Genomic DNA, 21,893 nt, shown 5'->3' with positions numbered 1-21,893 from the left:
GGGCGGAACCCTAAGTGGCCGTTACCTAAATAACGGATATGTACCCGGTCCAACTGTGTTGACTGTTAGGCCGCCTTCGCGAGCAAGCCCGCACAGTTGGATTGTGGGGTATCAGGTAGATAGGTGTCGGCTGGGAGGCCGTCATCGCAGGCCCCCCCCCAGTTGGATCGCGGGACATCAGGCCAACATCGAAGGCAAACCCACCTTTGCACTGCCCGCATTCAAATAGAACTTCTAGACCCAGCCCCGCCTCATAAGTAACAAGCCCACCGCCCCGGCCACCCCATGGACCTCGTCATCGCCCGCCCCGAAGGCCTCTACTGCCCTGCCGGTGATTTTTACATCGACCCCTGGCGCCCAGTGGAACGCGCAGTCATCACCCACGCCCACGGCGACCACGCCCGCACCGGCAATCAACACTACCTGGCCGCCGCCCCCGGCGAAGGCATCCTGCGCTGGCGCCTGGGCCAGGACATCAACCTGCAAACCCTGGCCTACGGCGAACGGTTGGTGCATCACGGCGTGACCTTGAGTTTTCATCCGGCCGGGCATGTACTGGGTTCGGCCCAGGTACGCCTGGAATACCAGGGCGAAGTCTGGGTGGCGTCTGGCGACTACAAGGTCGAGCCCGATGGCACCTGTGCGCCTTTCGAACCGGTGCCCTGCCACACCTTTATCACCGAATCCACCTTCGGCCTGCCGATTTACCGCTGGCAGCCCCAGGCGCAGATTTTTGCCGGGATCAATGACTGGTGGCAGGCCAATATCGCCAACGGCAAAGCCAGCGTGCTGTTCTGTTACTCATTCGGCAAGGCTCAACGCATCCTCCATGGGCTGGACGCCAGCATCGGCCCGATCCTCAGCCACGGCGCGGTCGAGCCGTTGAACCGGGTGTATCGCGAAGCGGGCATCTACATCCCCGAGACCCTGTATGCCGGCGACTTCAAAAAAACCGACCCACTGCTGCGCCAAGCCCTGATCATCGCCCCGCCCTCTGCCGGAGGCAGTACCTGGATGCGTCGTTTTGGCGACTACAGCGACGCCTTCGCCAGCGGCTGGATGCGCCTGCGCGGTACACGGCGGCGGCGCGGTGTGGACCGTGGCTTCGTGCTCTCGGACCACGCCGACTGGCCTGGCTTGTTGTGGGCCATCGAACAAACCGGCGCACACCGGGTGATGGTCACCCATGGTTCGGTGGGTGTGTTGGTGCGTCACCTGCGGGAAAAGGGCTTGGATGCCCAAGGTTTCAGCACCGAATACGGCGATGACGAAGAAGAGGTCACGGCATGAAAGCCTTCGCCGAGCTGTACGCCAACCTCGACGCCACCACCTCCAGCAATGCCAAGCTCGCGGCCCTGCAAGCCTACTTCCTGCAGGCGCCACCGGCCGATGCGGCCTGGGCCGTGTACTTTCTCAGCGGTGGGCGGCCACGGCAATTAGTGCCGACACGTCTGCTACGGGACATGGCCACCGAAGCGGCCGGTATCGAACCCTGGCTGTTCGAAGAGAGCTACCAGTCGGTGGGTGACCTGGCCGAGACCATCTCCCTGCTCCTGCCAGAATCCACCTACACCTCCGAAGACGGCTTGGCCGTATGGCTGGAAGAAAAACTGCTGCCCCTGCGCAGCCTACCGCCCATGGACCTGGCAGAACGGCTGCCCGCGCTCTGGGCGCAATTGGACCAACCGAGCCTGATGGTGTGCATCAAGTTGATCACCGGCAGCTTCCGGGTCGGGGTGTCCAAACTGCTGGTGACCCGCGCCCTCGCTGCCATGGCCGACCTCGACAGCAAGCGCGTGGCGCAGCGGCTGGTGGGCTACACCGACCTGTCGAACCGTCCGACAGCCGAAGGCTACCTCAAGCTGATCGCCGCAGAATCATCCGACGAGCACGCGCAACGTGGCGGGCAACCCTATCCGTTTTTTCTGGCTCACGGGCTGGCGCAACCGGTGGAGCAATTCGACACCCTGCTCGGTCCGCCCGCCGACTGGCAGGTGGAATGGAAGTTTGATGGCATTCGCGCACAACTGGTCAAGCGCGAGGGGCGCCTGTGGGTCTGGTCTCGCGGTGAAGAGTTGCTGACTGAACGTTTCCCTGAACTCCACAGCCTGGTCAGTGGCCTGCCCGACGGTACGGTGATTGATGGCGAAATCGTGGTGTGGAAAGACTCGGTGCAACCCTTCGCGCTGCTGCAACAGCGCATTGGCCGCAAGACCTTGAGTAAAAAAGTGCTGGATGATGCGCCAGTGGCGGTGCTCGCCTACGACCTGCTGGAATATCAGGGCGACGACTGGCGCAACCACACCCAGGCCGAACGTCGTACCCAATTGGAACAGGTGATCGCGGGGTGCAACCAACCGGTGTTATTGCCCTCGCCCTTGCTGGAAGGCAAGACCTGGGCAGCCTTGGCCGCGCAGCGCGAAGCCTCTCGCAGCCTGGGGGTGGAAGGCATGATGCTCAAGGATCGAAAGGGCCTCTACGGCGTGGGCCGCACCAAGGACATGGGCCTGTGGTGGAAGTGGAAGGTCGACCCCTTCAGCGTCGACGCCGTGTTGATCTACGCCCAGCGCGGCCATGGTCGGCGCGCCAGCCTCTACAGTGACTACACCTTCGCCGTATGGGACGGCCCGCCGGGCAGCGAGCGCACCCTGGTGCCGTTCGCCAAGGCGTATTCCGGGCTGACCGACGAGGAAATGCGCAAGGTCGACGCCATTGTGCGCAAAACCACGGTGGAGAAATTCGGCCCGGTCAGCAGCGTGACGCCGAGCATGGTGTTTGAGCTGGGTTTCGAGGGGATTGCCCTGTCCAAGCGGCACAAGAGCGGGATTGCCGTGCGGTTTCCGCGGATGCTGCGCTGGCGCCAGGACAAGGCGGTGGAAGAAGCGGACAACCTGGCCACGCTACAAGACCTGCTGACCTGATATAGCCAGCTCCCACCTTTTGATCAGCGACCGATCCAGAATGGTGCACTGGAAATTCCATGCCCACTTTCGGGCACCGCCTACACTTGAAACTGCCTTATCCCACCTTTTAAAAAGCCCATCCGGAACTATGGTGCAGAAATTGCTACTTGTGATGGGTCTGACACCGTTCAGTAACAGTCCTAATCGCGCCACAAGCGCTTATCTTGGTTTCCAGGGATTACCTAATGAAAAAAGCATTGCTGACCCTTTCTGCACTGGCTCTGTGCATGGCTGCTGGTGTTGCTACAGCCAAGGAATACAAGGAATTGCGTTTTGGTGTCGACCCTTCCTACGCACCGTTCGAATCCAAGGCCGCCGACGGCAGCCTGGTGGGCTTCGATATCGACCTGGGCAATGCGATCTGCGCGGAGCTGAAGGTCAAGTGCAAGTGGGTCGAAAGTGACTTCGACGGCATGATCCCGGGCCTGAAAGCCAATAAATTCGATGGCGTGATTTCGTCAATGACCGTGACCCCAGTGCGCGAGAAGGCCATCGACTTCTCCTCCGAGCTGTTCTCCGGCCCGACTTCACTGGTGTTCAAGAAAGGCGCTGGCTATTCGACGCCAGAATCTCTCAAGGGCAAATCCGTCGGCTACGAGCAAGGCACCATCCAGGAAGCCTACGCCAAGGCTGTGCTGGATAAAGCCGGGGTGACCACCAAGGCTTACGCCAACCAGGACCAGGTGTACGCCGACCTGACCTCCGGGCGCCTCGACGCTTCCGTGCAGGACATGCTGCAAGCCGAACTGGGCTTCCTCAAGTCGCCAGCCGGTGCCGGCTATGAAGTGAGCGCCGCGATTGACGACCCGCTGCTGCCGTCGAAAACCGCGGTCGGTATCAAAAAAGGTAACACTGAACTCAAGGCGCTTTTGGATAAAGGTATCAAAGCGTTACACGATGATGGCACCTACGCCACTATCCAGAAGAAACACTTTGGCGATCTGAACCTGTACAGCGGCAAATAATGCCTGGGGCGCCCTGCTTCGGGCGGGGCGCTTTTTTATCGCCATAGGTCCTGATTTATGTTCGAAGATCTGTTGCAAACCCTCGGGCTGAGCGCATTCAGCCTGAAGGGTTTCGGCCCGCTGTTGCTGCAAGGTACCTGGATGACCATCAAGTTGTCGGTGCTGTCCCTGGCCGTCAGCGTCTTGCTGGGCCTGCTCGGCGCCAGCGCCAAACTGTCCAGCCTGGCCATTGTGCGTATCCCCGCCCAGCTCTACACCACCCTGATTCGCGGGGTGCCGGACCTGGTGCTGATGCTGCTGATTTTCTACAGCCTGCAAACCTGGCTCAGCGGCTTTACCGACTTTATGGAATGGGAATACATCGAGATCGACCCGTTCAGCGCCGGGGTGATCACCCTGGGCTTTATCTATGGGGCGTATTTCACCGAAACCTTTCGCGGCGCGATCCTCGCCGTGCCCCGTGGCCAACTCGAAGCCGCCACTGCCTACGGGCTCAAGCGCGGGCAGCGGTTTCGCTACGTGACCTTCCCGCAGATGATGCGCTTTGCGCTGCCGGGCATCGGCAATAACTGGATGGTGATGCTCAAGGCCACCGCGCTGGTGTCGATCATCGGCCTGGCAGACCTGGTGAAAGCCGCCCAGGATGCCGGCAAGAGCACCTATCAACTGTTTTATTTTCTGGTGCTGGCGGCGCTGATCTACCTGTTGATCACCAGCGCCTCCAACTTTGTCTTGCGCCGACTTGAACGTCGCTACTCCGCAGGCGCCCGGGAGGCAGTGCGATGATCGAGCTATTGCAGGAATACTGGCGCCCGTTTCTTTATAGCGACGGCCAGCACATCACCGGCCTGGCCATGACCTTGTGGTTGCTCAGTGGCTCACTGGTTATCGGCTTTCTGGTGTCGATCCCGCTGTCCATCGCCCGCGTCTCGCGCAAGCGCCTGGTGCGTTGGCCCGTGCAGTTCTACACCTACCTGTTTCGCGGTACGCCGCTCTATATCCAATTGCTGATCTGCTACACCGGCATCTACAGCCTTGCCGCCGTGCGGGCACAACCGGTGCTGGATGCGTTCTTTCGCGATGCGATGAACTGCACCCTGCTGGCCTTCGCCCTCAACACCTGCGCCTACACCACGGAGATTTTCGCCGGGGCGATCCGCAGCATGGCCCACGGCGAAGTCGAGGCGGCCAAGGCTTACGGCCTCAGCGGCTGGAAGCTGTACGCCTATGTGATCATGCCTTCGGCGTTGCGACGCTCGTTGCCCTACTACAGCAACGAAGTGATCCTGATGCTGCACTCAACCACTGTGGCCTTTACCGCAACGATCCCGGACATCCTCAAAGTGGCGCGGGATGCCAACTCCGCCACCTTCATGACCTTCCAGTCGTTCAGTATTGCCGCACTGATCTATCTGACGGTGACCTTTGCCCTGGTCGGCCTGTTTCGCCTGGCGGAACGTCGTTGGCTGGCCTTCCTCGGGCCGAGCCACTAAGGAGTTTGCATGCGCCACCAGCTACATGACCTGATCGCGCCCGTGCCCGGCACGGCGCGGCAGATCCACAGTTTTCACTTCGGCCCGCAGCAGCCCGATGGCAAGGTGTACATCCAGTCCTCTCTGCATGCCGATGAGTTGCCCGGCATGCTGGTGGCGTGGCATTTGAAGGCGCGCCTGGCAGAGCTTGAAGCGAACGGGCGCTTGCGCAGCGAAATCGTGCTGGTGCCGGTCGCCAACCCGGTGGGCCTCGAACAGGTGTTGATGGACATCCCCTTGGGCCGCTACGAACTGGAAAGCGGGCAGAACTTCAATCGCCTGTTCGTCGACCTCAGCGAAGACGTCGGCAACCAGGTCGAAGGCCTGCTGGGCGATGATCCTCAGCGCAATGCCCAATTGATCCGCAGCGCACTGTCCCACGCCCTGGCCGCGCACACCGCCCAGACCCAGTTGCACTCCCAACGCCTGGTGCTGCAACGCCTGGCCTGTGATGCCGACGTGGTGCTGGACCTGCATTGCGACTTCGAAGCCGTGGCGCACCTGTACACCACGCCCGACGCTTGGCCGCAGGTAGAACCCTTAGCGCGCTACCTGGGTTCGGAGGCCAACCTGCTGGCTACCGATTCCGGCGGGCAGTCTTTTGACGAATGTTTCACCTTGGTGTGGTGGCAGTTGCAGCAACGCTTCGGCGAACGCTACCCGATCCCCATGGGCAGCTTGTCAGTCACCGTCGAATTGCGCGGCCAGGGCGATGTCAACCACGGCCTCGCCGCGCTGGACTGCCAGGCCATCATTGATTATTTGATCCACTTTGGCGCCATTCACGGCGATACAGCCCCCTTGCCTGCCCTGGCCTACCCGGCTACGCCGCTGGCGGCGGTGGAGCCGGTGACCACCCCGGTGGGGGGCTTGCTGGTATTCAACGCTTTGCCAGGCGAATACCTGGAAGCCGGGCAATGGGTCGCCGACATCATCGACCCCATTACAGACCGCGTAACGCCTGTGCACTGCCAGCACGCCGGGCTGCTTTACGCCCGCTCGCTACGTCGCATGGCCACGGCCGGCATGGTGATCTGCCATGTCGCCGGCACACAGGCCTACCGCAGCGGTTATCTACTTTCGCCTTGAGGATGCACGCCCCATGTACAAACTGACCGTTGAAGGCCTGCACAAAAGCTATGGCGACAATCAAGTGCTCAAAGGTGTGTCGCTCAAGGCCAAGACCGGTGATGTGATCAGCCTGATCGGCGCCAGTGGCTCAGGCAAGAGTACCTTCCTGCGCTGTATCAACTTTTTGGAAACCCCCAACGATGGCGCCATGACCCTGGACGGCCAAGCGATCCGCATGGTCAGCGATCGCCATGGCATGCGCGTGGCCGACGACGCCGAGCTGCAACGCCTGCGCACACGGCTGGCGATGGTGTTCCAGCACTTCAACTTGTGGAGCCACATGAGCGTGCTGGAAAACATCACCATGGCCCCGCGCCGCGTGCTCGGTTGCAGCAAGAAGGACGCCGAAGACCGCGCCCGCCGCTACCTGGACAAAGTCGGGCTGCCGGCGCGCGTGGCTGATCAATACCCGGCGTTCCTCTCAGGTGGCCAGCAGCAGCGCGTCGCCATCGCCCGCGCCCTGGCGATGGAGCCGGAGGTGATGCTGTTCGATGAACCCACATCAGCCCTGGACCCGGAGCTGGTGGGCGAAGTGTTGAAGGTGATCCAAGGCCTGGCCGAGGAAGGCCGCACCATGATCATGGTGACCCACGAGATGAGCTTTGCACGCAAGGTCTCAAGCCAAGTGCTGTTCCTGCACCAAGGCCTGGTGGAGGAGCAAGGCCTGCCAGAGGATGTGCTGGGCAGTCCAAAGAGCGAACGCCTGCAACAATTTTTGAGCGGCAACTTGAAGTAGGAGCGAGCTTGCTCGCGAAAATCGTCAACGATAACGCGGGCATCCTGGATAAACGCGGTGCCTGAACCTTTTTCGCGGGCAAGCCCGCTCCTACAGTGGAACGTCAGCGCTGCCTCAGGGGTCTTTGAACTAACCCCTCCAGAGCGTCCGCTGCCGCATGGCAAAAAACCACGACTTCGCCAAGCAATGGTTTGCCACCCAAGGCTGGAAGCCATTCGCCTTTCAGAAAGAGGTATGGGCCGCGGTCAAGGCCGGCCAGTCGGGGTTGCTGCATGCCAGCACCGGGGCGGGTAAAACCTATGCCCTGTGGTTTGCCGCCCTCAACCGTTTCGCCATCACCCGCCCGCCCGCCACAGGCAAACGCAAACCGCCTGCCGAGCCGCTGAGCGTGCTGTGGATCACGCCGATGCGCGCGTTGGCCGCCGACTCCGCACGCGCCCTGCAAGCCCCACTGGAGGCGTTGCAGATCCCCTGGAGCGTGGGCCTGCGCACCGGTGACACCAGCAGCAGTGAACGCGCGCGCCAGACCCGTCGCCAACCCACCGCCCTGGTCACCACCCCGGAAAGCCTGACGTTGATGCTGGCCCGTGCCGACAGTGAGACCAGCCTGGCGCACCTGCGCATGGTCATCGTGGATGAATGGCATGAACTGATCGGCAATAAGCGCGGCGTGCAGTTGCAACTGGCGCTGGCACGCTTGCGGCGCTGGCATCCGCAATTGATGGTGTGGGGCATTTCAGCGACCTTGGGTAATCAGGCTCACGCGTTGGAGGTTTTGGTCCCACAGGGTGGCGGGGTCAATGTGCAGGGGCAAACGGCGAAGGCGCTGAAGGTCGACACCCTGTTGCCGGCGGTCACCGAGCGTTTCCCTTGGGCCGGGCATATCGGTTTGAAGATGTTGCCGCAGGTGGTCAATGAGGTGGAGGCCAGCAGCAGTTGCCTGGTGTTTACCAATACCCGGGCGCAGTCGGAGATCTGGTACCAGGCGATTCTGGACGCGCGTCCGGACTGGGCCAGCTTGATTGCCCTGCACCACGGTTCGTTATCGCGCGAGACCCGCGACTGGGTGGAGCGGGCGTTGAAAGACGGGCAGCTCAAGGCGGTGGTGTGCACCTCCAGCCTCGACCTGGGCGTGGACTTCCTGCCGGTGGAACGGGTGCTGCAAATCGGCTCCGCCAAGGGCGTAGCGCGGTTGATGCAACGCGCCGGGCGTTCCGGCCACGCGCCAGGGCGGCCCTCACGGGTAACCCTGGTGCCAACCCACAGCCTCGAGTTGGTGGAGGCGGCGGCCGCCCAGGATGCAATCGCCCAACGGCGCATCGAAGCGCGGGAATCACCTTACAAGCCGTTGGATGTGCTGGTACAACACCTGGTCAGCATGGCCTTGGGCGGCGGCTTTACCCCGGCGGCACTGTTGGACGAAGTGCGCGGCGCCTGGGCCTATCGCGACCTCACCGAAGCGGATTGGGCCTGGGCCCTGGGATTCGTGCGCCATGGTGGCCTGTCACTCACCGCTTATCCGGATTACCGCCGCGTGGAGCCCGATGAACAGGGCATCTGGCGTGTCCCGGATGCACGCCTCGCACGCCGCCATCGCATGAGTGTCGGCACCATCGTCAGTGATGCCAGTATCCAGCTCAAGTTCTGGAGCAAAGGCGGCGGCGGCAAGAACCTGGGCAGTGTCGAGGAAGGCTTTATTGCAAGGCTCAAGCCGGGGGATGGGTTTCTGTTTGCCGGACGCTTGCTGGAGCTGGTGCGTGTGGAAAACATGACCGCCTATGTACGCCGCAGCACCGCGAAAAAAGCCGCCGTGCCACGCTGGAACGGCGGGCGCATGCCGCTTTCCAACGAACTGGCCCAGGCGGTGGTCGAGCGTTTTGATGCCGCCGCGCATGGGCACTTCGACGGCCCGGAAATGCAGGCGGTGCAACCGCTGCTGCACACCCAATTGCGCTGGTCCGGCCTGCCGACCCGTGAGCATTTGCTGGCTGAAACCCTGCGGTCGCGGGAAGGCTGGCACCTGTTTCTGTACCCCTTCGCTGGCCGCCAGGTACACCTGGGCTTGGCCAGTTTGCTGGCCTGGCGGGTCAGCCAACAGCAGCCGCTGACCTTCTCGATTGCGGTGAATGATTATGGCCTGGAGCTGTTGAGCGCCACCGAGGTGCAGTGGCCACGACTGTTGAATACCCAGTTGTTGAGCCCCCAAGACCTGCTGGCTGACGTGATCGCCAGCCTCAATGCCGGCGAACTGGCCCTGCGCCGCTTTCGCGAGATTGCGCGAATCGCAGGGCTGGTATTTGCCGGGTATCCCGGCGCGCCAAAAAGCACGCGACAAGTGCAGGCCTCCAGCGGTTTGTTCTTTGAGGTGTTCAAGCAATATGACCCACGGAACCTGCTGCTGGCCCAGGCCGGTGAAGAAGTTCTGCGTGATGAATTGGATATTCGCCGGCTGGAACAGACGCTGAATCATCTGTCGACGTTGAAGTTGGACCTGCACACGATCCAGCGGCCCACGCCCTTGGCCTTTCCGCTGCTGGTAGAACGGATGCGCGAAAGCATGAGCTCGGAAAAACTCTCGGAGCGCATCGCGCGGATGGTCAAGGACCTGGAAAAAGTCGCCGACAAAGGGCAAGGCTGATGCATTACCCACTGATGCTGGAAGGCGAAGAGCTATGGCTATTGCCGGACAAGGCCGTTTATTGGCCCGCACGTCGATGCCTGTTGATTGCCGATGCGCATTTTGGCAAGGCGTCGGCCTATCGCAGCCTGGGGCAACCGGTGCCACAGGGCACGACTACGGCCAACCTGGAACGCCTGGACAGGCTGTTAACGGCCCTGCCCTGCGCGCAGTTGATCTTTCTCGGCGATTTCCTGCACGGCCCCGGCTCTCACGCCAGCGGCACCCTGAACGCAATCCGGGCCTGGCGTGAGCGCAATCGCCCACTGGCCCTGACCTTGATTCGCGGCAATCACGACAAACGCGCCGGCGACCCACCGCTGGATTTGGGCATCGAGGTGGTCGCGGAGCCTCTGCTGATGGGCCCTTTCGCCTTGCAACATGAGCCAGACGCACACGCCAGCCACCATGTACTGGCGGGGCATGTGCATCCGGTGTACCACCTGCGAGGCAAAGGGCGCCAACGGCTGCGCTTGCCGTGCTTCCAGATCGGCGCTCAGGTTAGCCTGCTGCCAGCCTTTGGCGCGTTTACAGGGGGTTATGCCGTGGAGCAGGCCCAGGACCACCGAATCTTTGTGATCGGCGATCACCAAGTCTGGCCGATTCAATGAATCGATAAAGGCCCACTCAGGTATCAGGCAACAGGCGCGGGTGGTGGCTCGTCCGGTAAGGTCGGCTCACCCGGCTCGGTAGGCTGCGGGTAATCAGGTTCGGGTTGACCGGGGATGCCACCCGCGTGCGCGGGGTTGGCCATCAAGGACCAGGCCAGAACACCAATCTGGTTGGGTTCAAGCCGGGCGAGTTCTGCGCTGATTCGCGGGTCGATCTTCATAGGGTACTCCTCAAGTATGGCCCGGCGCGTTTCACACGCGCCGAAGCAGTACACCTAGATAGAGTCACTTTCTGCAGACAAATTCCCTTTGCCCGTAGGAGCTTTAGATCAAGCGCGTGGGAGAGTGACGCCGCGTTGGCCCTGATACTTGCCCGCACGGTCTTTGTAGGACACTTCACAGGCCTCGTCGGACTGCAAGAACAGCATTTGTGCCACGCCTTCGTTGGCGTAGATTTTCGCCGGCAAGGTGGTGGTGTTGGAGAATTCCAGGGTCACGTGGCCTTCCCACTCAGGCTCAAGCGGCGTGACGTTGACGATAATGCCGCAGCGGGCGTAGGTGCTTTTACCCAGGCAGATGGTCAGCACGTCGCGAGGAATACGGAAGAACTCCACGGTGCGCGCCAGGGCGAAAGAGTTGGGCGGGATGATGCACACGTCGCTCTTGACGTCGACGAAGCTCTTTTCGTCGAAGTTTTTCGGATCGACGATCGCCGAATTGATGTTGGTGAACACCTTGAATTCATCGGCGCAACGCACGTCGTAGCCATAGCTGGAAACGCCGTACGAAATCACGCGCTCGTCGCCTTCACCACGAATCTGGCGTTCGACGAACGGCTCGATCATGCCGTGTTCCTGCGCCATGCGGCGAATCCACTTGTCCGATTTGATGCTCATGGCGGTGTCCTGAATAGCGAGGCGAAAAAAATCTGTGGGCCATCTTACCGGGGCCGGCGTTGGGGTTCAAAGGCCGCACGGGTTTTCTTGATGAATGCACCGCCAGCTATAAGCCGCAGCCAGCGTGGCCGGGGCCCGGATGGCCGGCGGCAATGACTGTAAATACCACCGCCAGTCACGAAAATAGAGAAACCTTCGGAAATACCATTGGCACGTTCCGGAAAAAGGGTTAAGGTGGCGCCACTGTGCTGCTTGTGTCACTGAGAATCTCTACACGATATGTTGAATTTCGATCCAACCATCTCCAAGAATTTTTCCTGCTCTTTGCACTCAGTCTCGGCCAGGGCTTTTCCTGAGTCGCAGTTAACTTTGTCCAAGGAGATACACCATGTCTAATCGCCAAACTGGTACTGTTAAGTGGTTCAACGATGAAAAAGGCTTCGGCTTCATCACTCCACAATCCGGTGACGACCTGTTCGTTCACTTCAAAGCTATCCAATCCGACGGCTTCAAAAGCCTGAAAGAAGGCCAACAGGTTTCTTTCATCGCTACCCGCGGTCAGAAAGGCATGCAAGCTGAAGAAGTTCAAGTTATCTAACTTGTACTGACTTAGTCGAAAAAACCCCGCCCTTAAAAGCGGGGTTTTTTTATGCCTGGAATTTGGTGCGCTACACCGATGAATGTCGGACACAAAAAAATGTGGGAGGGGGCTTGCTCCCGAATGCAGTGTGACAGTCGCTGATGTGTTGACTGATGCACCGCATTCGGGAGCAAGCCCCCTCCCACATTCAAACCTTCAAGCTGCGTTGTTACTGGAACAACGACTCACTCGACAAGCCATTCTTCTCCAGGATCTCGCGCAAGCGCTTAAGGCCCTCTACCTGGATCTGCCGCACCCGCTCACGGGTCAGGCCAATCTCCAGGCCTACATCCTCCAGGGTGCTGCTCTCATGGCCGCGCAGGCCGAAGCGGCGAATCACCACTTCACGCTGCTTGTCCGTGAGCTCTGACAGCCACTGGTCAATACTTTGGGAAAGATCATCGTCCTGCAACAGCTCGCAAGGGTCTGTTGGACGATCATCGGTCAGGGTGTCCAGCAGGGTCTTATCCGAATCCGGCCCCAGCGAGACATCCACCGAAGACACACGCTCGTTAAGGCCCAGCATGCGCTTGACCTCCCCTACCGGCTTTTCCAGCAGGTTGGCGATCTCTTCAGGCGAGGGTTCATGATCGAGTTTTTGCGTCAGCTCACGCGCTGCCCTCAGGTAGACGTTGAGCTCCTTGACCACATGGATCGGCAACCGGATCGTGCGGGTCTGATTCATGATCGCCCGTTCGATGGTCTGGCGAATCCACCAGGTGGCGTAGGTGGAGAAACGGAAGCCCCGCTCAGGGTCGAACTTCTCCACAGCCCGGATCAAGCCCAGGTTGCCCTCCTCGATCAGGTCCAGAAGGGACAGCCCACGATTGACGTAGCGTCGGGCGATTTTCACCACCAGGCGCAGGTTGCTTTCAATCATGCGCTTACGCCCGGCCGGATCACCCTTCTGCGACAAACGCGCAAAATGGACTTCTTCTTCGGGGGTCAACAGAGGGGAAAAGCCGATTTCATTGAGGTACAGCTGGGTCGCGTCGAGCGCCCGCGTGTAGTCAACGTACTTGTGCTGCTTCAACGCAGCAGCATTTTTGGATTTGGTGCGAACTGAAGGTGGTGATACCCCTTCATTATCTGACATCGTTTCCAAATCGATGCTGGCCTCCATAAGGAGAACCTCATCGTCGATGTCAAACTCCGGCACTTCTTTACTGAGAGCCATTGTTATAGTCCTTTGGTGAGTTCGACCTCAAGCTCAAGCGACGCCTCTATCCTTGGCAACGCTGGAGCCTGTTCCTTCTACGTGAGGGAACAGGCTGTGCAACACATCAACGACGGGGCAGGAATTGCAGCGGATCTACAGGCTTCCCTTGGCGGCGAATCTCAAAGTGCAGTTTCACCCGGTCTGTGCCCGTTGACCCCATTTCGGCAATCGTCTGTCCGACCTTGACCTGCTGCCCCTCCCGAACCAACAACCTGCGGTTATGACCGTAGGCACTGACGTAGGTATCGCTGTGCTTGATGATGACCAGCTCGCCGTAGCCCCGCAAACCACTCCCGGCGTACACCACTGTCCCATCAGACGCAGCTAAAACAGGCTGTCCCAAATCCCCGGCGATATCAATGCCTTTATTCAAACTACCGTTTGAAGAGAATTTTCCAATCAACACTCCGTTTGAAGGCCATCCCCAACCGGTCGGCGCAGGCCCGGCGGGTGGCAACGGCGCGGGTGCCGGCTTGCTCGCAACCGCAGGCGCGGCGCTGCCTGCAGGCCGGGTAATGATGGTGGTCTTGCTGGAGGACGATGGCGAAGATCCCGACTTTGTCACAACTGCCGTAGGTGCAGAACCTGAGCGGCCATCGAAACGAATGGTCTGCCCTGGATGGATCGTATACGGCACAGGAATGTTGTTACGGGCGGCCAGCGCTTTGTAATCCCAGCCATAACGGAAGGCAATCGAGAACAGGGTGTCGCCTTTGCGCACCACGTATTGGCCAGTGGTCACCGTGGGTCTTTGTGGGGTTGCGTTGGTACGGTCAACGACCCGCGCACCACCGGATGGCGTGCTCGAGCAGGCTGCCAATAAGGAACTCAAGACAAGGCCAAGCACCAGTCGCTGAAAGCTTGTTTTACTCATTCGCTGCGCAGGACCTGTGAGACTCACCCGCCGCTCCCTTTGTGGTGGCTGAACGTTAACGCCTGGATCAGGCTTGAAATATGACGCAAGTATAACTGGGCATTGGCTTTTTACTGGCACATGACTGAAAGGAAAAATTCATCATGTTTAATCGTGGCTGCCAGGCATGTTGATTCAATAGACCCCGCCGTAAGACACATCCCCGCTTACAGAATTCACTGCGCGCGAATAAATGATCAGGCCAGCGGGCCGTTGAGCAAAGGTACGAAACGCACGGCACCGAGTACATGCCGGGAAAAACCTTCGTCCTCACGGATAATAAGCATCAACTGTTGCACTTCGCCGGAGCCCACCGGGATGACCAACCGCCCGCCAGGTGCCAATTGATCCAGCAAGGCTTGCGGCACATCGGTGGCCACGGCGGTGACGATGATACCGTTGTAGGGCGCCAGCGCCGGCCAGCCCTCCCAGCCATCGCCCCAGCGGAATACCACGTTGCGCAGGTTCAGCTCCACCAGACGCTCTTTGGCCCGGTCCTGCAGCACCTTGATGCGCTCGACCGAAAACACCCGCTCTACCAATTGCGACAGCACGGCCGTCTGGTAACCGGAGCCGGTGCCAATCTCCAACACCTTGTCCAAAGGCCCCGCCGCCAGCAGCAGCTCGCTCATGCGCGCGACCATGTAGGGCTGGGAGATGGTCTGGTTGTGGCCGATGGGCAACGCCGTGTCTTCATAGGCGCGATGCGCCAGGGCCTCATCGACAAACAGGTGCCGCGGCGTGCGCCGGATCACTTCCAGCACCTGCGCGTTGGACAAGCCTTCTTCATACAGGCGCTGGATCAACCGCTCCCGGGTGCGCTGGGAGGTCATCCCGATGCCACGGCGCAACAAGTCGTCTTGTTCACGAGCCATCAACGCAGTCCCTCCAGCCAGCCATCAAGGCCACTGAAGGCATCACTGAAGGTGCGATCAAACAGCAACGGGGTAACGGAGACATAGCCTTGCATCACCGCATGAAAGTCCGTGCCCTCGCCGCCATCTTCGGCGTCGCCGGCCGCGGCGATCCAATAGCCTTCCTTGCCGCGTGGGTCGACCACCTTCAAGGGCGCGGCCGCACGGGCGCGATGGCCCAGGCGTGTGAGCTGGATACCGCGAATGTGGTCAAGGGGCAAGTTGGGGATATTGACGTTGAGCACTGTACGCGGCGGCAGGTCCAGGGAAGCATGGGCCTCCACTAACTTGCGCGCGTAGAAGGCCGCCGTCGCCAGGTTATCCAATTGCCGCGAGGCAAAGGAAAAGGCAAAGCCGGTGCGGCCCAGGAAGCGCCCTTCAAGGGCCGCCGCCACGGTACCGGAATACAGCACGTCATCGCCCAGGTTGGCGCCCAGGTTGATTCCCGAGACCACCAGGTCTGGCTGGTGCTCCAGCAAACTGTTGATTGCCAGGTGCACGCAGTCGGTGGGAGTGCCGTTGACACTGATAAAGCCATTGGCCAGGACCCGCGGGTGCAGCGGACGGTCGAGCGTCAGCGAACTGCTGGCGCCGCTCTTGTCCTGGTCGGGGGCAACCACCACGCACTCGGCGTAATCCTGCAGCGCAGCATGGAGCGCGGCAAGACCGGGTGCGGTGGCACCGTCATCGTTTGATATCAGAATACGCATGGGCTGTCCGTCTGCCCCACCGGCACCAGATCAACAAGCTCGCGCACCAAGACAGTGGCGAAGCATCCGGCCGGCAGGACGAATTCCAATTGCAGAATGTCAGGCCCGGGATAATGCCACGTCAACCCGCCAATGGGCAGTCGCAGAATGCGACGTTCCTGGCTCATTCCCGCCTTCACCAGCCAATCACGTAGGTCAGCTTCGCCAGCAGCGACAGATTGTTCCAGCTCATATGTAAGACCTTTCGCCGGCGAATCGCCTTCGCCCCACTGCGGGCCGGTGGGATGCAGGTCCAGGATCGCCAGGCGCGGGTCACTGCATTCAGCTTCCCCGGCCGGAAAAAAACTGCGACTGTCGGTAAATGCCAGCAGATCGCCGACTTGCGCTCGCTGCCATGAACCATCGGCGACGCGGGCCGCCAATACTTTGTTGAACAGGTAACTGCGAGCCGTGGACAGCAAGCGCGAGCGCACGTTGCGCTGCTCGGGCAGGGCCTTGCGAGCAGCCCACTCGCGAGCGTCTACTACGTTGCCGCCGTTGTGGCCAAAACGCTGGGTGCCGAAGTAATTGGGGATGCCGTGCCGGGCAATCAACTGCAGACGTGCGTCGATGGCAGCGGTGTCGCCGGCCAGTTGGGTCAGGCGCAGGGTGAAGCCGTTGGCCGAATGGGCACCACGCTGCAGCTTGCGCTTGTGACGGGCGGTTTTCAGGATCTTGAGGGTGTCGTTTTCTGCGCCGCTCATGTCCGGGTCGGCCTTGCCGGGCAATTGCACGCTGAACCACTGGCGGGTCAGGGCCTGACGGTCCTTGAGCCCGGCATAGCTGACGGTGCGCAACGGTACGCCAGCAGCCTTGGCGATACGCCGTGCGGCCTCCTCGGTGTTCAAGCCGCGCTTTTCCACCCACAACCACAGGTGCTCGCCATCGCCGGTCAGCGGGATGTCCAGCACCTCATCAACCTGGAAGTCTTCGGCCGTGGCCTTGAGTACCGCGCTGCCCAGGGCCTCGCCATAGGCCCGCGGGCCCAGCAGTTGCAGGTCGTTCATGCGCGCAGCAACAAGGCGACGGAGTGCACTGCGATGCCCTCTTCACGACCGGTAAACCCGAGTTTTTCGGTGGTGGTGGCTTTCACGTTGACTTGATCCAATTCAATTTGCAGGTCTGCGGCGATCGCTGCGCGCATCGCTTCGATATGGGGGGCCATTTTTGGCGCCTGGGCGACGATGGTGTTATCGACGTTGCCGACCTTCCAACCCTTGGCGTGGATCAGACCGACCACATGGCGCAGCAACACACGGCTGTCCGCGCCCTTGAAGGTGGGATCAGTGTCCGGAAAGTGCTTGCCGATATCGCCCAATGCCGCCGCGCCGAGCAAGGCATCGCTCAAGGCGTGCAAGACCACGTCGCCGTCGGAATGAGCCAGCAACCCATGGTGGTGTGCAATGCGCACGCCGCCCAGGGTGATGAAATCGCCTTCAGCGAAACGGTGCACATCGTAGCCGTGGCCAATACGCATAAAAAAAACGCCCCGATTTAATTCAGGGCGTGATTCTACCTACTTTTGCCTCGGATTAACCGAGCAAAGCACGACCATGATGCCGCAAATGGTCTTCGATGAAGCTGGCGATGAAGAAGTAGCTGTGGTCGTAGCCAGGCTGCAGGCGCAGTTCCAGCGGATGGTTGGCCGCCTTGGCCGCTTGCTGCAAGGCTTCGGGCTTGAGTTGAACCTCAAGGAAATCGTCGCGATCGCCTTGGTCCACCAAGAGCGGCAACTTTTCCGAGGCTTCGCTGATCAGCACGCAGGCATCCCATTCGCGCCATTTCGAACGCTCTTCCCCCAAATAACGGGAAAAGGCTTTCTGGCCCCACGGACAGTCCATCGGGTTGTTGATCGGCGAAAACGCCGACACCGACAGGTAACGTCCAGGATTGCGCAATGCACAGACCAGCGCACCGTGCCCCCCCATGGAGTGGCCGCTGATACCGCGCTTATCGGAGGCAGGGAAATGCGCCTCTACCAATGCCGGCAATTCCCGCACCACGTAGTCATGCATCCGATAGTGCTTGGCCCAGGGTTCCTGGGTGGCATTGAGGTAGAAGCCCGCGCCGAGGCCGAAGTCCCAGGCATTGTCCGGGTCGCCCGGCACGCCAGGGCCACGGGGGCTGGTATCTGGCGCGACGATGATCAAGCCCAGTTCGGCAGCCATGCGCTGGGCGCCGGCCTTGTGCATGAAGTTCTCGTCAGTACAGGTCAACCCGGACAGCCAATACAACACCGGCAGCTTGCCGCCCTGCTCCGCTTGCGGCGGCAGGTAGACGGCAAAGGTCATGTCGCAACCCAGCACATCGGAATGATGCTTGTAACGTTTATGCCAGCCGCCGAAGCTCTTCTGGCATGACAGGTTTTCCAGACTCATGGCCGACCTCAGAAGTGAATGACGGTACGAATGCTCTTGCCTTCATGCATCAGGTCAAACGCTTTGTTGATATCTTCCAGGCCCATGGTGTGGGTGATGAAGGTATCCAGCGGGATTTCACCGGTCTGGGCCATTTCCACGTAGCTTGGCAATTCGGTACGACCGCGCACGCCACCAAACGCCGAACCACGCCAGACGCGCCCGGTGACCAGTTGGAACGGACGTGTAGCGATTTCCTGGCCAGCACCGGCCACACCGATGATCACCGATTCGCCCCAGCCTTTGTGGCAGCACTCAAGGGCCGCACGCATCAGTTGCACATTGCCAATGCATTCAAAGGAAAAGTCCACGCCGCCATCAGTCAGGTCGACAATCACGTCCTGGATCGGGCGGTCGTAGTCTTTCGGGTTGATGCAATCAGTGGCGCCCAGTTGCTTGGCGATTTCGAACTTGGCCGGGTTGATATCAATGGCGATGATGCGACCGGCCTTGGCCTTGACCGCGCCGATAATCGCCGACAGACCAATGCCGCCCAGGCCGAAGACGGCCACGGTATCGCCCGGCTTGACCTTGGCGGTGTTGATCACCGCACCGATGCCGGTGGTGACACCGCAACCGAGCAGGCAGACTTTTTCCAGCGGCGCTTCTTTAGGAATCTTGGCCACGGAGATTTCCGGCAGCACGGTGTACTCGGAGAACGTCGAGGTGCCCATGTAGTGGAAAATCGGCTGGCCCTTGTAGGAGAAACGCGTGGTGCCATCCGGCATCAAGCCCTTGCCCTGCGTGGCGCGAATGGCCTGGCACAGGTTGGTCTTGCCACTCAGGCAGAACTTGCACTTGCCGCATTCCGGGGTGTACAGCGGGATCACATGATCGCCCACAGCCACCGAGGTCACGCCCTCGCCGATGGCTTCGACCACTGCGCCGCCTTCATGGCCCAGGATCGACGGAAAGATGCCTTCCGGATCAGCGCCCGACAAGGTGTAGGCGTCGGTGTGACACACGCCGGACGCGACCACCCGCAGCAACACCTCGCCAGCCTTGGGCATGGCGACATCCACTTCAACAATCTCAAGGGGCTTCTTGGCTTCGAAGGCTACGGCGGCGCGGGACTTGATCATCCGGGTTTCTCCATCGGGTTAAAAACTAAGGCTGTGAGTGTAAAACATCGCCCTTTGATGAATAATCCAGGCAAAAGCAAAACATTATTGCTGTACAGGGATAATCAACATGCTGGAGAACCGCTGGGAAGGCATTGACGAGTTCGTTGCGGTGGCCGAATGCAGCCAGTTCACGGCGGCGGCCGAGCGACTGGGGGTATCCTCCTCCCACGTCAGCCGGCAAGTGGCGCGCCTGGAAGAACGCCTGCAAACCCGATTGCTGTACCGCAGCACACGCAAGGTGACGCTGACCGAAGCCGGCCAGACCTTCCTGCAACACTGCCAACGCCTGCAGGACGGTCGCGAGGAGGCCTTGCGCGCGGTGGGCGACTTGACCAGCGAACCCAAGGGCATGTTGCGCATGACCTGCGCCGTGGCCTATGGCGAGCGTTTTATCGTGCCGCTGGTGACACGCTTTATGGCGCACTATCCGCAACTGCGCGTGGACATCGAGTTGACCAATCGCTCGCTGGACCTGGTCCACGAAGGCCTCGACCTGGCCATCCGCCTGGGACGTTTGCAAGACTCGCGCATGGTTGCCAGCCGCCTGGCGCCTCGGCGCATGTACCTGTGTGCGTCGCCCTCCTACCTCGAACGGTACGGTCGGCCACACAGCTTGTCGGAGTTGAGCCGGCACAACTGCCTGATTGGCAGCTCGGATATCTGGCAAATGGCCCAGGACGGGCGGGAATTTTCCCAGCGGGTACAAGGCAATTGGCGCTGCAACAGTGGGCAAGCGGTGCTGGATGCGGCATTGCAAGGCATGGGCTTGTGCCAGTTACCGGACTACTACGTGCTGGAGCATCTGCACAGCGGGGCGTTGGTGTCGTTGCTGGAGGCTCATCAACCGCCGAATACTGCGGTGTGGGCGTTGTATCCGCAGCAGCGGCATTTGTCGCCGAAGGTGAGGAAGCTGGTGGATTTCTTGAAGGTGGGATTGGCTGAAAGGCCGGAGTACAAGCATTGAATTGAGGTGGCATGCACCGGCCTCATCGCGGCATAGGTATCGACACAACTACGGCACAACGTTAAATCTGTGGCGAGGGACTGACAGCCGACGCTGATCTGGCTGAGGCACCGCGATCTAAATGTGGGAGCTGGCTTGTCTGCGATAGCGGTCTGACAGCCGATACCTATCTACCTGACACCCCAATGATCCCACTGTGGGGTGTCAGGTAGATGGGTGTCGGCTGGGAGGCCGTCATCGCAGGCAAGCCAGCTCCCACAGTTGGATCGTGGGGTGTCAGGTAGATAAGCGTCGGCAGTCAGGTCGTCACCAGAGCAAGCTCCCTCGCCACAGGTCCAGCGTCGGCTCTAAGTTGTGTCGATATCTATACTGCGATGAGGCCAACTCGGTCTGACAAGTTACCGCCGGTTAGCCCAGCGCAACTTCAACCACTCCAGATCTTCCGGCCGAGTCACCTTGATATTGTCCGACCGCCCTTCAACCAGGCGCGGCGCTTGCCCGGACCACTCCATGGCCGAGGCTTCATCGGTGATCAGCGCATCGGCCACCAGGCTGTCCGCCAAGGCGCGATGCAAGGCGCCCAGGCGGAACATCTGTGGTGTGTAGGCCTGCCAGATCAAGCTGCGATCGATGGTGTCCACCACACGGCCATGCTTGTCGACACGCTTGAGGGTGTCGCGCGCTGGCACTGCCAGCAGGCCGCCTACCGGATCATCGGCCAGTTCCGCCAGGAGCTTGTCGAGATCATCACGGCTCAGGTTAGGCCGCGCAGCATCATGCACCAAGACCCAGTCTTCATCACTGGCGCCCAGGGCATTGAGTTGCAGCAGCGCATTGAGAACCGAGCCGGAACGTTCCGAGCCGCCGTCGGCACGCTGGATACGCGGGTCGTTGGCGCACGCCAAGCTGGGCCAATAAGGATCATCAACTGCAAGACTGACCACCAGGCCCTTGAGGGAGGGATGGTCGAGAAAACAGCCGAGGCTGTGTTCGAGAATAGTGCGCCCGCCCAGTTGCAGGTACTGCTTGGGACGGTCCGCGGCCATACGGGCACCGACGCCCGCGGCAGGAATCACGGCCCAGAAGGCCGGTAAATCGTGGCTCATTGGGCCAACTGGTAGAGGGTTTCGCCCTCCTTGACCATGCCCAACTCATGACGAGCCCGCTCTTCAACGGTCTCCGTGCCTTTTTTCAGCTCAAGCACTTCAGCGTCGAGGACGCGGTTGCGCTCCAGCAGGCGTTCGTTTTCGGCACGCTGGTCGGCAATTTGCTGGGTCAACTCTTCTACCTGCGCAAAGCTGCCATTACCGACCCATAGGCGGTACTGCAGGCCAGCCAGCAACAAGAGCAAGACGAGGAACAACCAATTGGGACTGCGCATCGAAATCCGGGTATCCAGTGAAAAAAGACAGTCATGCAAACCTTTTGCAGCAACTGATAGC

Annotated in this window: 23 protein-coding genes; 11 read left to right on the top strand and 12 right to left on the bottom strand. The window is 60.6% G+C overall.

Features of this window, described 5'->3' with window-relative positions:
• The first annotated feature begins 285 nt into the window (after window positions 1–285).
• From A7K61_RS13925 to pdeM, 9 genes are all read left to right on the top strand, one after another.
• Window positions 286–1,290 carry a ligase-associated DNA damage response exonuclease gene (locus A7K61_RS13925; RefSeq protein ID WP_044272627.1) on the top strand — a complete coding sequence of 335 codons (1,005 nt, stop codon included), beginning with the start codon at window positions 286–288 and terminating at the stop codon, window positions 1,288–1,290.
• A complete protein-coding gene (locus A7K61_RS13920) occupies window positions 1,287–2,921 on the top strand; it encodes an ATP-dependent DNA ligase (protein ID WP_069557788.1) in 1,635 nt (544 codons plus the stop codon). Before A7K61_RS13925 ends, A7K61_RS13920 begins: the two co-directional genes overlap by 4 nt.
• A 227-nt stretch (window positions 2,922–3,148) precedes the next feature.
• On the top strand, window positions 3,149–3,928 hold the full coding sequence (locus A7K61_RS13915; RefSeq protein WP_033902768.1) for a transporter substrate-binding domain-containing protein: 780 nt from the start codon (window positions 3,149–3,151) through the stop codon (window positions 3,926–3,928).
• Window positions 3,929–3,985: 57 nt separating this feature from the next.
• On the top strand, window positions 3,986–4,714 hold the full coding sequence (locus A7K61_RS13910; protein WP_003189227.1) for an ABC transporter permease: 729 nt from the start codon (window positions 3,986–3,988) through the stop codon (window positions 4,712–4,714).
• Window positions 4,711–5,421 carry an ABC transporter permease gene (locus A7K61_RS13905; protein ID WP_069557787.1) on the top strand — a complete coding sequence of 237 codons (711 nt, stop codon included), beginning with the start codon at window positions 4,711–4,713 and terminating at the stop codon, window positions 5,419–5,421. The genes A7K61_RS13910 and A7K61_RS13905 overlap by 4 nt, the downstream gene beginning before the upstream one ends.
• A gap of 9 nt (window positions 5,422–5,430) precedes the next feature.
• Entirely contained in the window at window positions 5,431–6,549 is a 1,119-nt protein-coding gene (locus A7K61_RS13900; protein WP_069557786.1) for a succinylglutamate desuccinylase/aspartoacylase family protein, read from the top strand.
• 13 nt (window positions 6,550–6,562) lie between these two features.
• Window positions 6,563–7,327 carry an ABC transporter ATP-binding protein gene (locus A7K61_RS13895; RefSeq protein ID WP_069557785.1) on the top strand — a complete coding sequence of 255 codons (765 nt, stop codon included), beginning with the start codon at window positions 6,563–6,565 and terminating at the stop codon, window positions 7,325–7,327.
• Between the two features lie 157 nt (window positions 7,328–7,484).
• Window positions 7,485–9,965 carry a ligase-associated DNA damage response DEXH box helicase gene (locus tag A7K61_RS13890; protein WP_069557784.1) on the top strand — a complete coding sequence of 827 codons (2,481 nt, stop codon included), beginning with the start codon at window positions 7,485–7,487 and terminating at the stop codon, window positions 9,963–9,965.
• Window positions 9,965–10,615 carry a ligase-associated DNA damage response endonuclease PdeM gene (gene pdeM / locus A7K61_RS13885; RefSeq protein ID WP_069557783.1) on the top strand — a complete coding sequence of 217 codons (651 nt, stop codon included), beginning with the start codon at window positions 9,965–9,967 and terminating at the stop codon, window positions 10,613–10,615. Before A7K61_RS13890 ends, pdeM begins: the two co-directional genes overlap by 1 nt.
• 23 nt (window positions 10,616–10,638) lie before the next feature.
• Here the strand turns inward: pdeM and A7K61_RS13880 are convergent, their stop codons facing one another.
• Window positions 10,639–10,836, bottom strand: coding sequence for a hypothetical protein (locus A7K61_RS13880; RefSeq protein ID WP_005785769.1), 198 nt, complete (start codon window positions 10,834–10,836; stop codon window positions 10,639–10,641).
• 108 nt (window positions 10,837–10,944) lie between these two features.
• The gene (dcd, locus tag A7K61_RS13875; RefSeq protein ID WP_003189215.1) at window positions 10,945–11,511 is read right to left on the bottom strand and encodes a dCTP deaminase; all 567 of its coding nucleotides are present in this window, start codon (window positions 11,509–11,511) and stop codon (window positions 10,945–10,947) included.
• A gap of 388 nt (window positions 11,512–11,899) precedes the next feature.
• Between dcd and A7K61_RS13870 the strand changes: the two genes are divergently transcribed.
• Complete coding sequence (locus tag A7K61_RS13870) at window positions 11,900–12,109, top strand: cold-shock protein (RefSeq protein ID WP_002554837.1); 210 nt, start codon at window positions 11,900–11,902, stop codon at window positions 12,107–12,109.
• Between the two features lie 211 nt (window positions 12,110–12,320).
• Here the strand turns inward: A7K61_RS13870 and rpoS are convergent, their stop codons facing one another.
• The 8 genes from rpoS to A7K61_RS13830 all read right to left on the bottom strand — a co-directional run bounded on the left by rpoS (window position 12,321) and on the right by A7K61_RS13830 (window position 19,445).
• On the bottom strand, window positions 12,321–13,328 hold the full coding sequence (gene rpoS / locus A7K61_RS13865; protein ID WP_032893168.1) for an RNA polymerase sigma factor RpoS: 1,008 nt from the start codon (window positions 13,326–13,328) through the stop codon (window positions 12,321–12,323).
• A 106-nt stretch (window positions 13,329–13,434) separates the two neighbouring features.
• Complete coding sequence (locus A7K61_RS13860; RefSeq protein ID WP_044272608.1) at window positions 13,435–14,271, bottom strand: peptidoglycan DD-metalloendopeptidase family protein; 837 nt, start codon at window positions 14,269–14,271, stop codon at window positions 13,435–13,437.
• Window positions 14,272–14,480: 209 nt separating this feature from the next.
• Complete coding sequence (locus A7K61_RS13855; RefSeq protein ID WP_169850588.1) at window positions 14,481–15,116, bottom strand: protein-L-isoaspartate(D-aspartate) O-methyltransferase; 636 nt, start codon at window positions 15,114–15,116, stop codon at window positions 14,481–14,483.
• Between the two features lie 41 nt (window positions 15,117–15,157).
• Window positions 15,158–15,907, bottom strand: a complete 750-nt coding sequence (gene surE / locus A7K61_RS13850) for a 5'/3'-nucleotidase SurE (RefSeq protein ID WP_069557782.1) — start codon at window positions 15,905–15,907, stop codon at window positions 15,158–15,160.
• Window positions 15,895–16,953 (bottom strand): tRNA pseudouridine(13) synthase TruD, encoded by a 1,059-nt coding sequence (truD, locus tag A7K61_RS13845; protein WP_032893171.1) that lies wholly within the window; start codon window positions 16,951–16,953, stop codon window positions 15,895–15,897. Before truD ends, surE begins: the two co-directional genes overlap by 13 nt.
• Window positions 16,950–17,423 carry a 2-C-methyl-D-erythritol 2,4-cyclodiphosphate synthase gene (ispF, locus tag A7K61_RS13840; protein WP_032893173.1) on the bottom strand — a complete coding sequence of 158 codons (474 nt, stop codon included), beginning with the start codon at window positions 17,421–17,423 and terminating at the stop codon, window positions 16,950–16,952. Before ispF ends, truD begins: the two co-directional genes overlap by 4 nt.
• A 55-nt stretch (window positions 17,424–17,478) precedes the next feature.
• Window positions 17,479–18,324, bottom strand: coding sequence for an S-formylglutathione hydrolase (gene fghA / locus A7K61_RS13835; protein ID WP_044272599.1), 846 nt, complete (start codon window positions 18,322–18,324; stop codon window positions 17,479–17,481).
• A gap of 8 nt (window positions 18,325–18,332) precedes the next feature.
• A complete protein-coding gene (locus A7K61_RS13830) occupies window positions 18,333–19,445 on the bottom strand; it encodes an S-(hydroxymethyl)glutathione dehydrogenase/class III alcohol dehydrogenase (protein WP_003189203.1) in 1,113 nt (370 codons plus the stop codon).
• Window positions 19,446–19,554: 109 nt separating this feature from the next.
• On the opposite strand from A7K61_RS13830, the gene A7K61_RS13825 reads away from it, so the two are divergent.
• On the top strand, window positions 19,555–20,451 hold the full coding sequence (locus A7K61_RS13825) for a LysR substrate-binding domain-containing protein (RefSeq protein WP_044272593.1): 897 nt from the start codon (window positions 19,555–19,557) through the stop codon (window positions 20,449–20,451).
• A gap of 398 nt (window positions 20,452–20,849) precedes the next feature.
• Here A7K61_RS13825 and ispD read toward each other — a convergent pair whose 3' ends face one another.
• Together ispD and ftsB are read right to left on the bottom strand one after the other, a co-directional pair.
• Entirely contained in the window at window positions 20,850–21,557 is a 708-nt protein-coding gene (ispD, locus tag A7K61_RS13820; RefSeq protein WP_044272541.1) for a 2-C-methyl-D-erythritol 4-phosphate cytidylyltransferase, read from the bottom strand.
• Window positions 21,554–21,832, bottom strand: coding sequence for a cell division protein FtsB (gene ftsB / locus A7K61_RS13815; protein WP_003189195.1), 279 nt, complete (start codon window positions 21,830–21,832; stop codon window positions 21,554–21,556). Before ftsB ends, ispD begins: the two co-directional genes overlap by 4 nt.
• Window positions 21,833–21,893: the final 61 nt, after the last annotated feature.

This window comes from Pseudomonas sp. AP42 (genome assembly GCF_001728935.1).
GTDB classification, from domain to species: Bacteria; Pseudomonadota; Gammaproteobacteria; order Pseudomonadales; family Pseudomonadaceae; genus Aquipseudomonas; species Aquipseudomonas lactis.
This window is presented reverse-complemented; position numbering and strand designations above follow the sequence as displayed.

What these genes read in the sequence shown, in the direction of transcription:
- A7K61_RS13915 (WP_033902768.1), top strand. Translation starts at nt 3,149, where the DNA reads ATGAAAAAAGCATTGCTGACCCTTTCTGCACTGGCTCTGTGCATGGCT.
- fghA (WP_044272599.1), bottom strand. Translation starts at nt 18,324, where the DNA reads ATGAGTCTGGAAAACCTGTCATGCCAGAAGAGCTTCGGCGGCTGGCAT.
- A7K61_RS13920 (WP_069557788.1), top strand. Translation starts at nt 1,287, where the DNA reads ATGAAAGCCTTCGCCGAGCTGTACGCCAACCTCGACGCCACCACCTCC.
- A7K61_RS13890 (WP_069557784.1), top strand. Translation starts at nt 7,485, where the DNA reads ATGGCAAAAAACCACGACTTCGCCAAGCAATGGTTTGCCACCCAAGGC.
- dcd (WP_003189215.1), bottom strand. Translation starts at nt 11,511, where the DNA reads ATGAGCATCAAATCGGACAAGTGGATTCGCCGCATGGCGCAGGAACAC.
- ftsB (WP_003189195.1), bottom strand. Translation starts at nt 21,832, where the DNA reads ATGCGCAGTCCCAATTGGTTGTTCCTCGTCTTGCTCTTGTTGCTGGCT.
- A7K61_RS13925 (WP_044272627.1), top strand. Translation starts at nt 286, where the DNA reads ATGGACCTCGTCATCGCCCGCCCCGAAGGCCTCTACTGCCCTGCCGGT.
- A7K61_RS13825 (WP_044272593.1), top strand. Translation starts at nt 19,555, where the DNA reads ATGCTGGAGAACCGCTGGGAAGGCATTGACGAGTTCGTTGCGGTGGCC.
- ispD (WP_044272541.1), bottom strand. Translation starts at nt 21,557, where the DNA reads ATGAGCCACGATTTACCGGCCTTCTGGGCCGTGATTCCTGCCGCGGGC.
- ispF (WP_032893173.1), bottom strand. Translation starts at nt 17,423, where the DNA reads ATGCGTATTGGCCACGGCTACGATGTGCACCGTTTCGCTGAAGGCGAT.
- truD (WP_032893171.1), bottom strand. Translation starts at nt 16,953, where the DNA reads ATGAACGACCTGCAACTGCTGGGCCCGCGGGCCTATGGCGAGGCCCTG.
- A7K61_RS13830 (WP_003189203.1), bottom strand. Translation starts at nt 19,445, where the DNA reads ATGATCAAGTCCCGCGCCGCCGTAGCCTTCGAAGCCAAGAAGCCCCTT.
- rpoS (WP_032893168.1), bottom strand. Translation starts at nt 13,328, where the DNA reads ATGGCTCTCAGTAAAGAAGTGCCGGAGTTTGACATCGACGATGAGGTT.
- A7K61_RS13870 (WP_002554837.1), top strand. Translation starts at nt 11,900, where the DNA reads ATGTCTAATCGCCAAACTGGTACTGTTAAGTGGTTCAACGATGAAAAA.
- A7K61_RS13855 (WP_169850588.1), bottom strand. Translation starts at nt 15,116, where the DNA reads ATGACCTCCCAGCGCACCCGGGAGCGGTTGATCCAGCGCCTGTATGAA.
- A7K61_RS13905 (WP_069557787.1), top strand. Translation starts at nt 4,711, where the DNA reads ATGATCGAGCTATTGCAGGAATACTGGCGCCCGTTTCTTTATAGCGAC.
- A7K61_RS13895 (WP_069557785.1), top strand. Translation starts at nt 6,563, where the DNA reads ATGTACAAACTGACCGTTGAAGGCCTGCACAAAAGCTATGGCGACAAT.
- A7K61_RS13910 (WP_003189227.1), top strand. Translation starts at nt 3,986, where the DNA reads ATGTTCGAAGATCTGTTGCAAACCCTCGGGCTGAGCGCATTCAGCCTG.
- surE (WP_069557782.1), bottom strand. Translation starts at nt 15,907, where the DNA reads ATGCGTATTCTGATATCAAACGATGACGGTGCCACCGCACCCGGTCTT.
- pdeM (WP_069557783.1), top strand. Translation starts at nt 9,965, where the DNA reads ATGCATTACCCACTGATGCTGGAAGGCGAAGAGCTATGGCTATTGCCG.
- A7K61_RS13900 (WP_069557786.1), top strand. Translation starts at nt 5,431, where the DNA reads ATGCGCCACCAGCTACATGACCTGATCGCGCCCGTGCCCGGCACGGCG.
- A7K61_RS13880 (WP_005785769.1), bottom strand. Translation starts at nt 10,836, where the DNA reads ATGAAGATCGACCCGCGAATCAGCGCAGAACTCGCCCGGCTTGAACCC.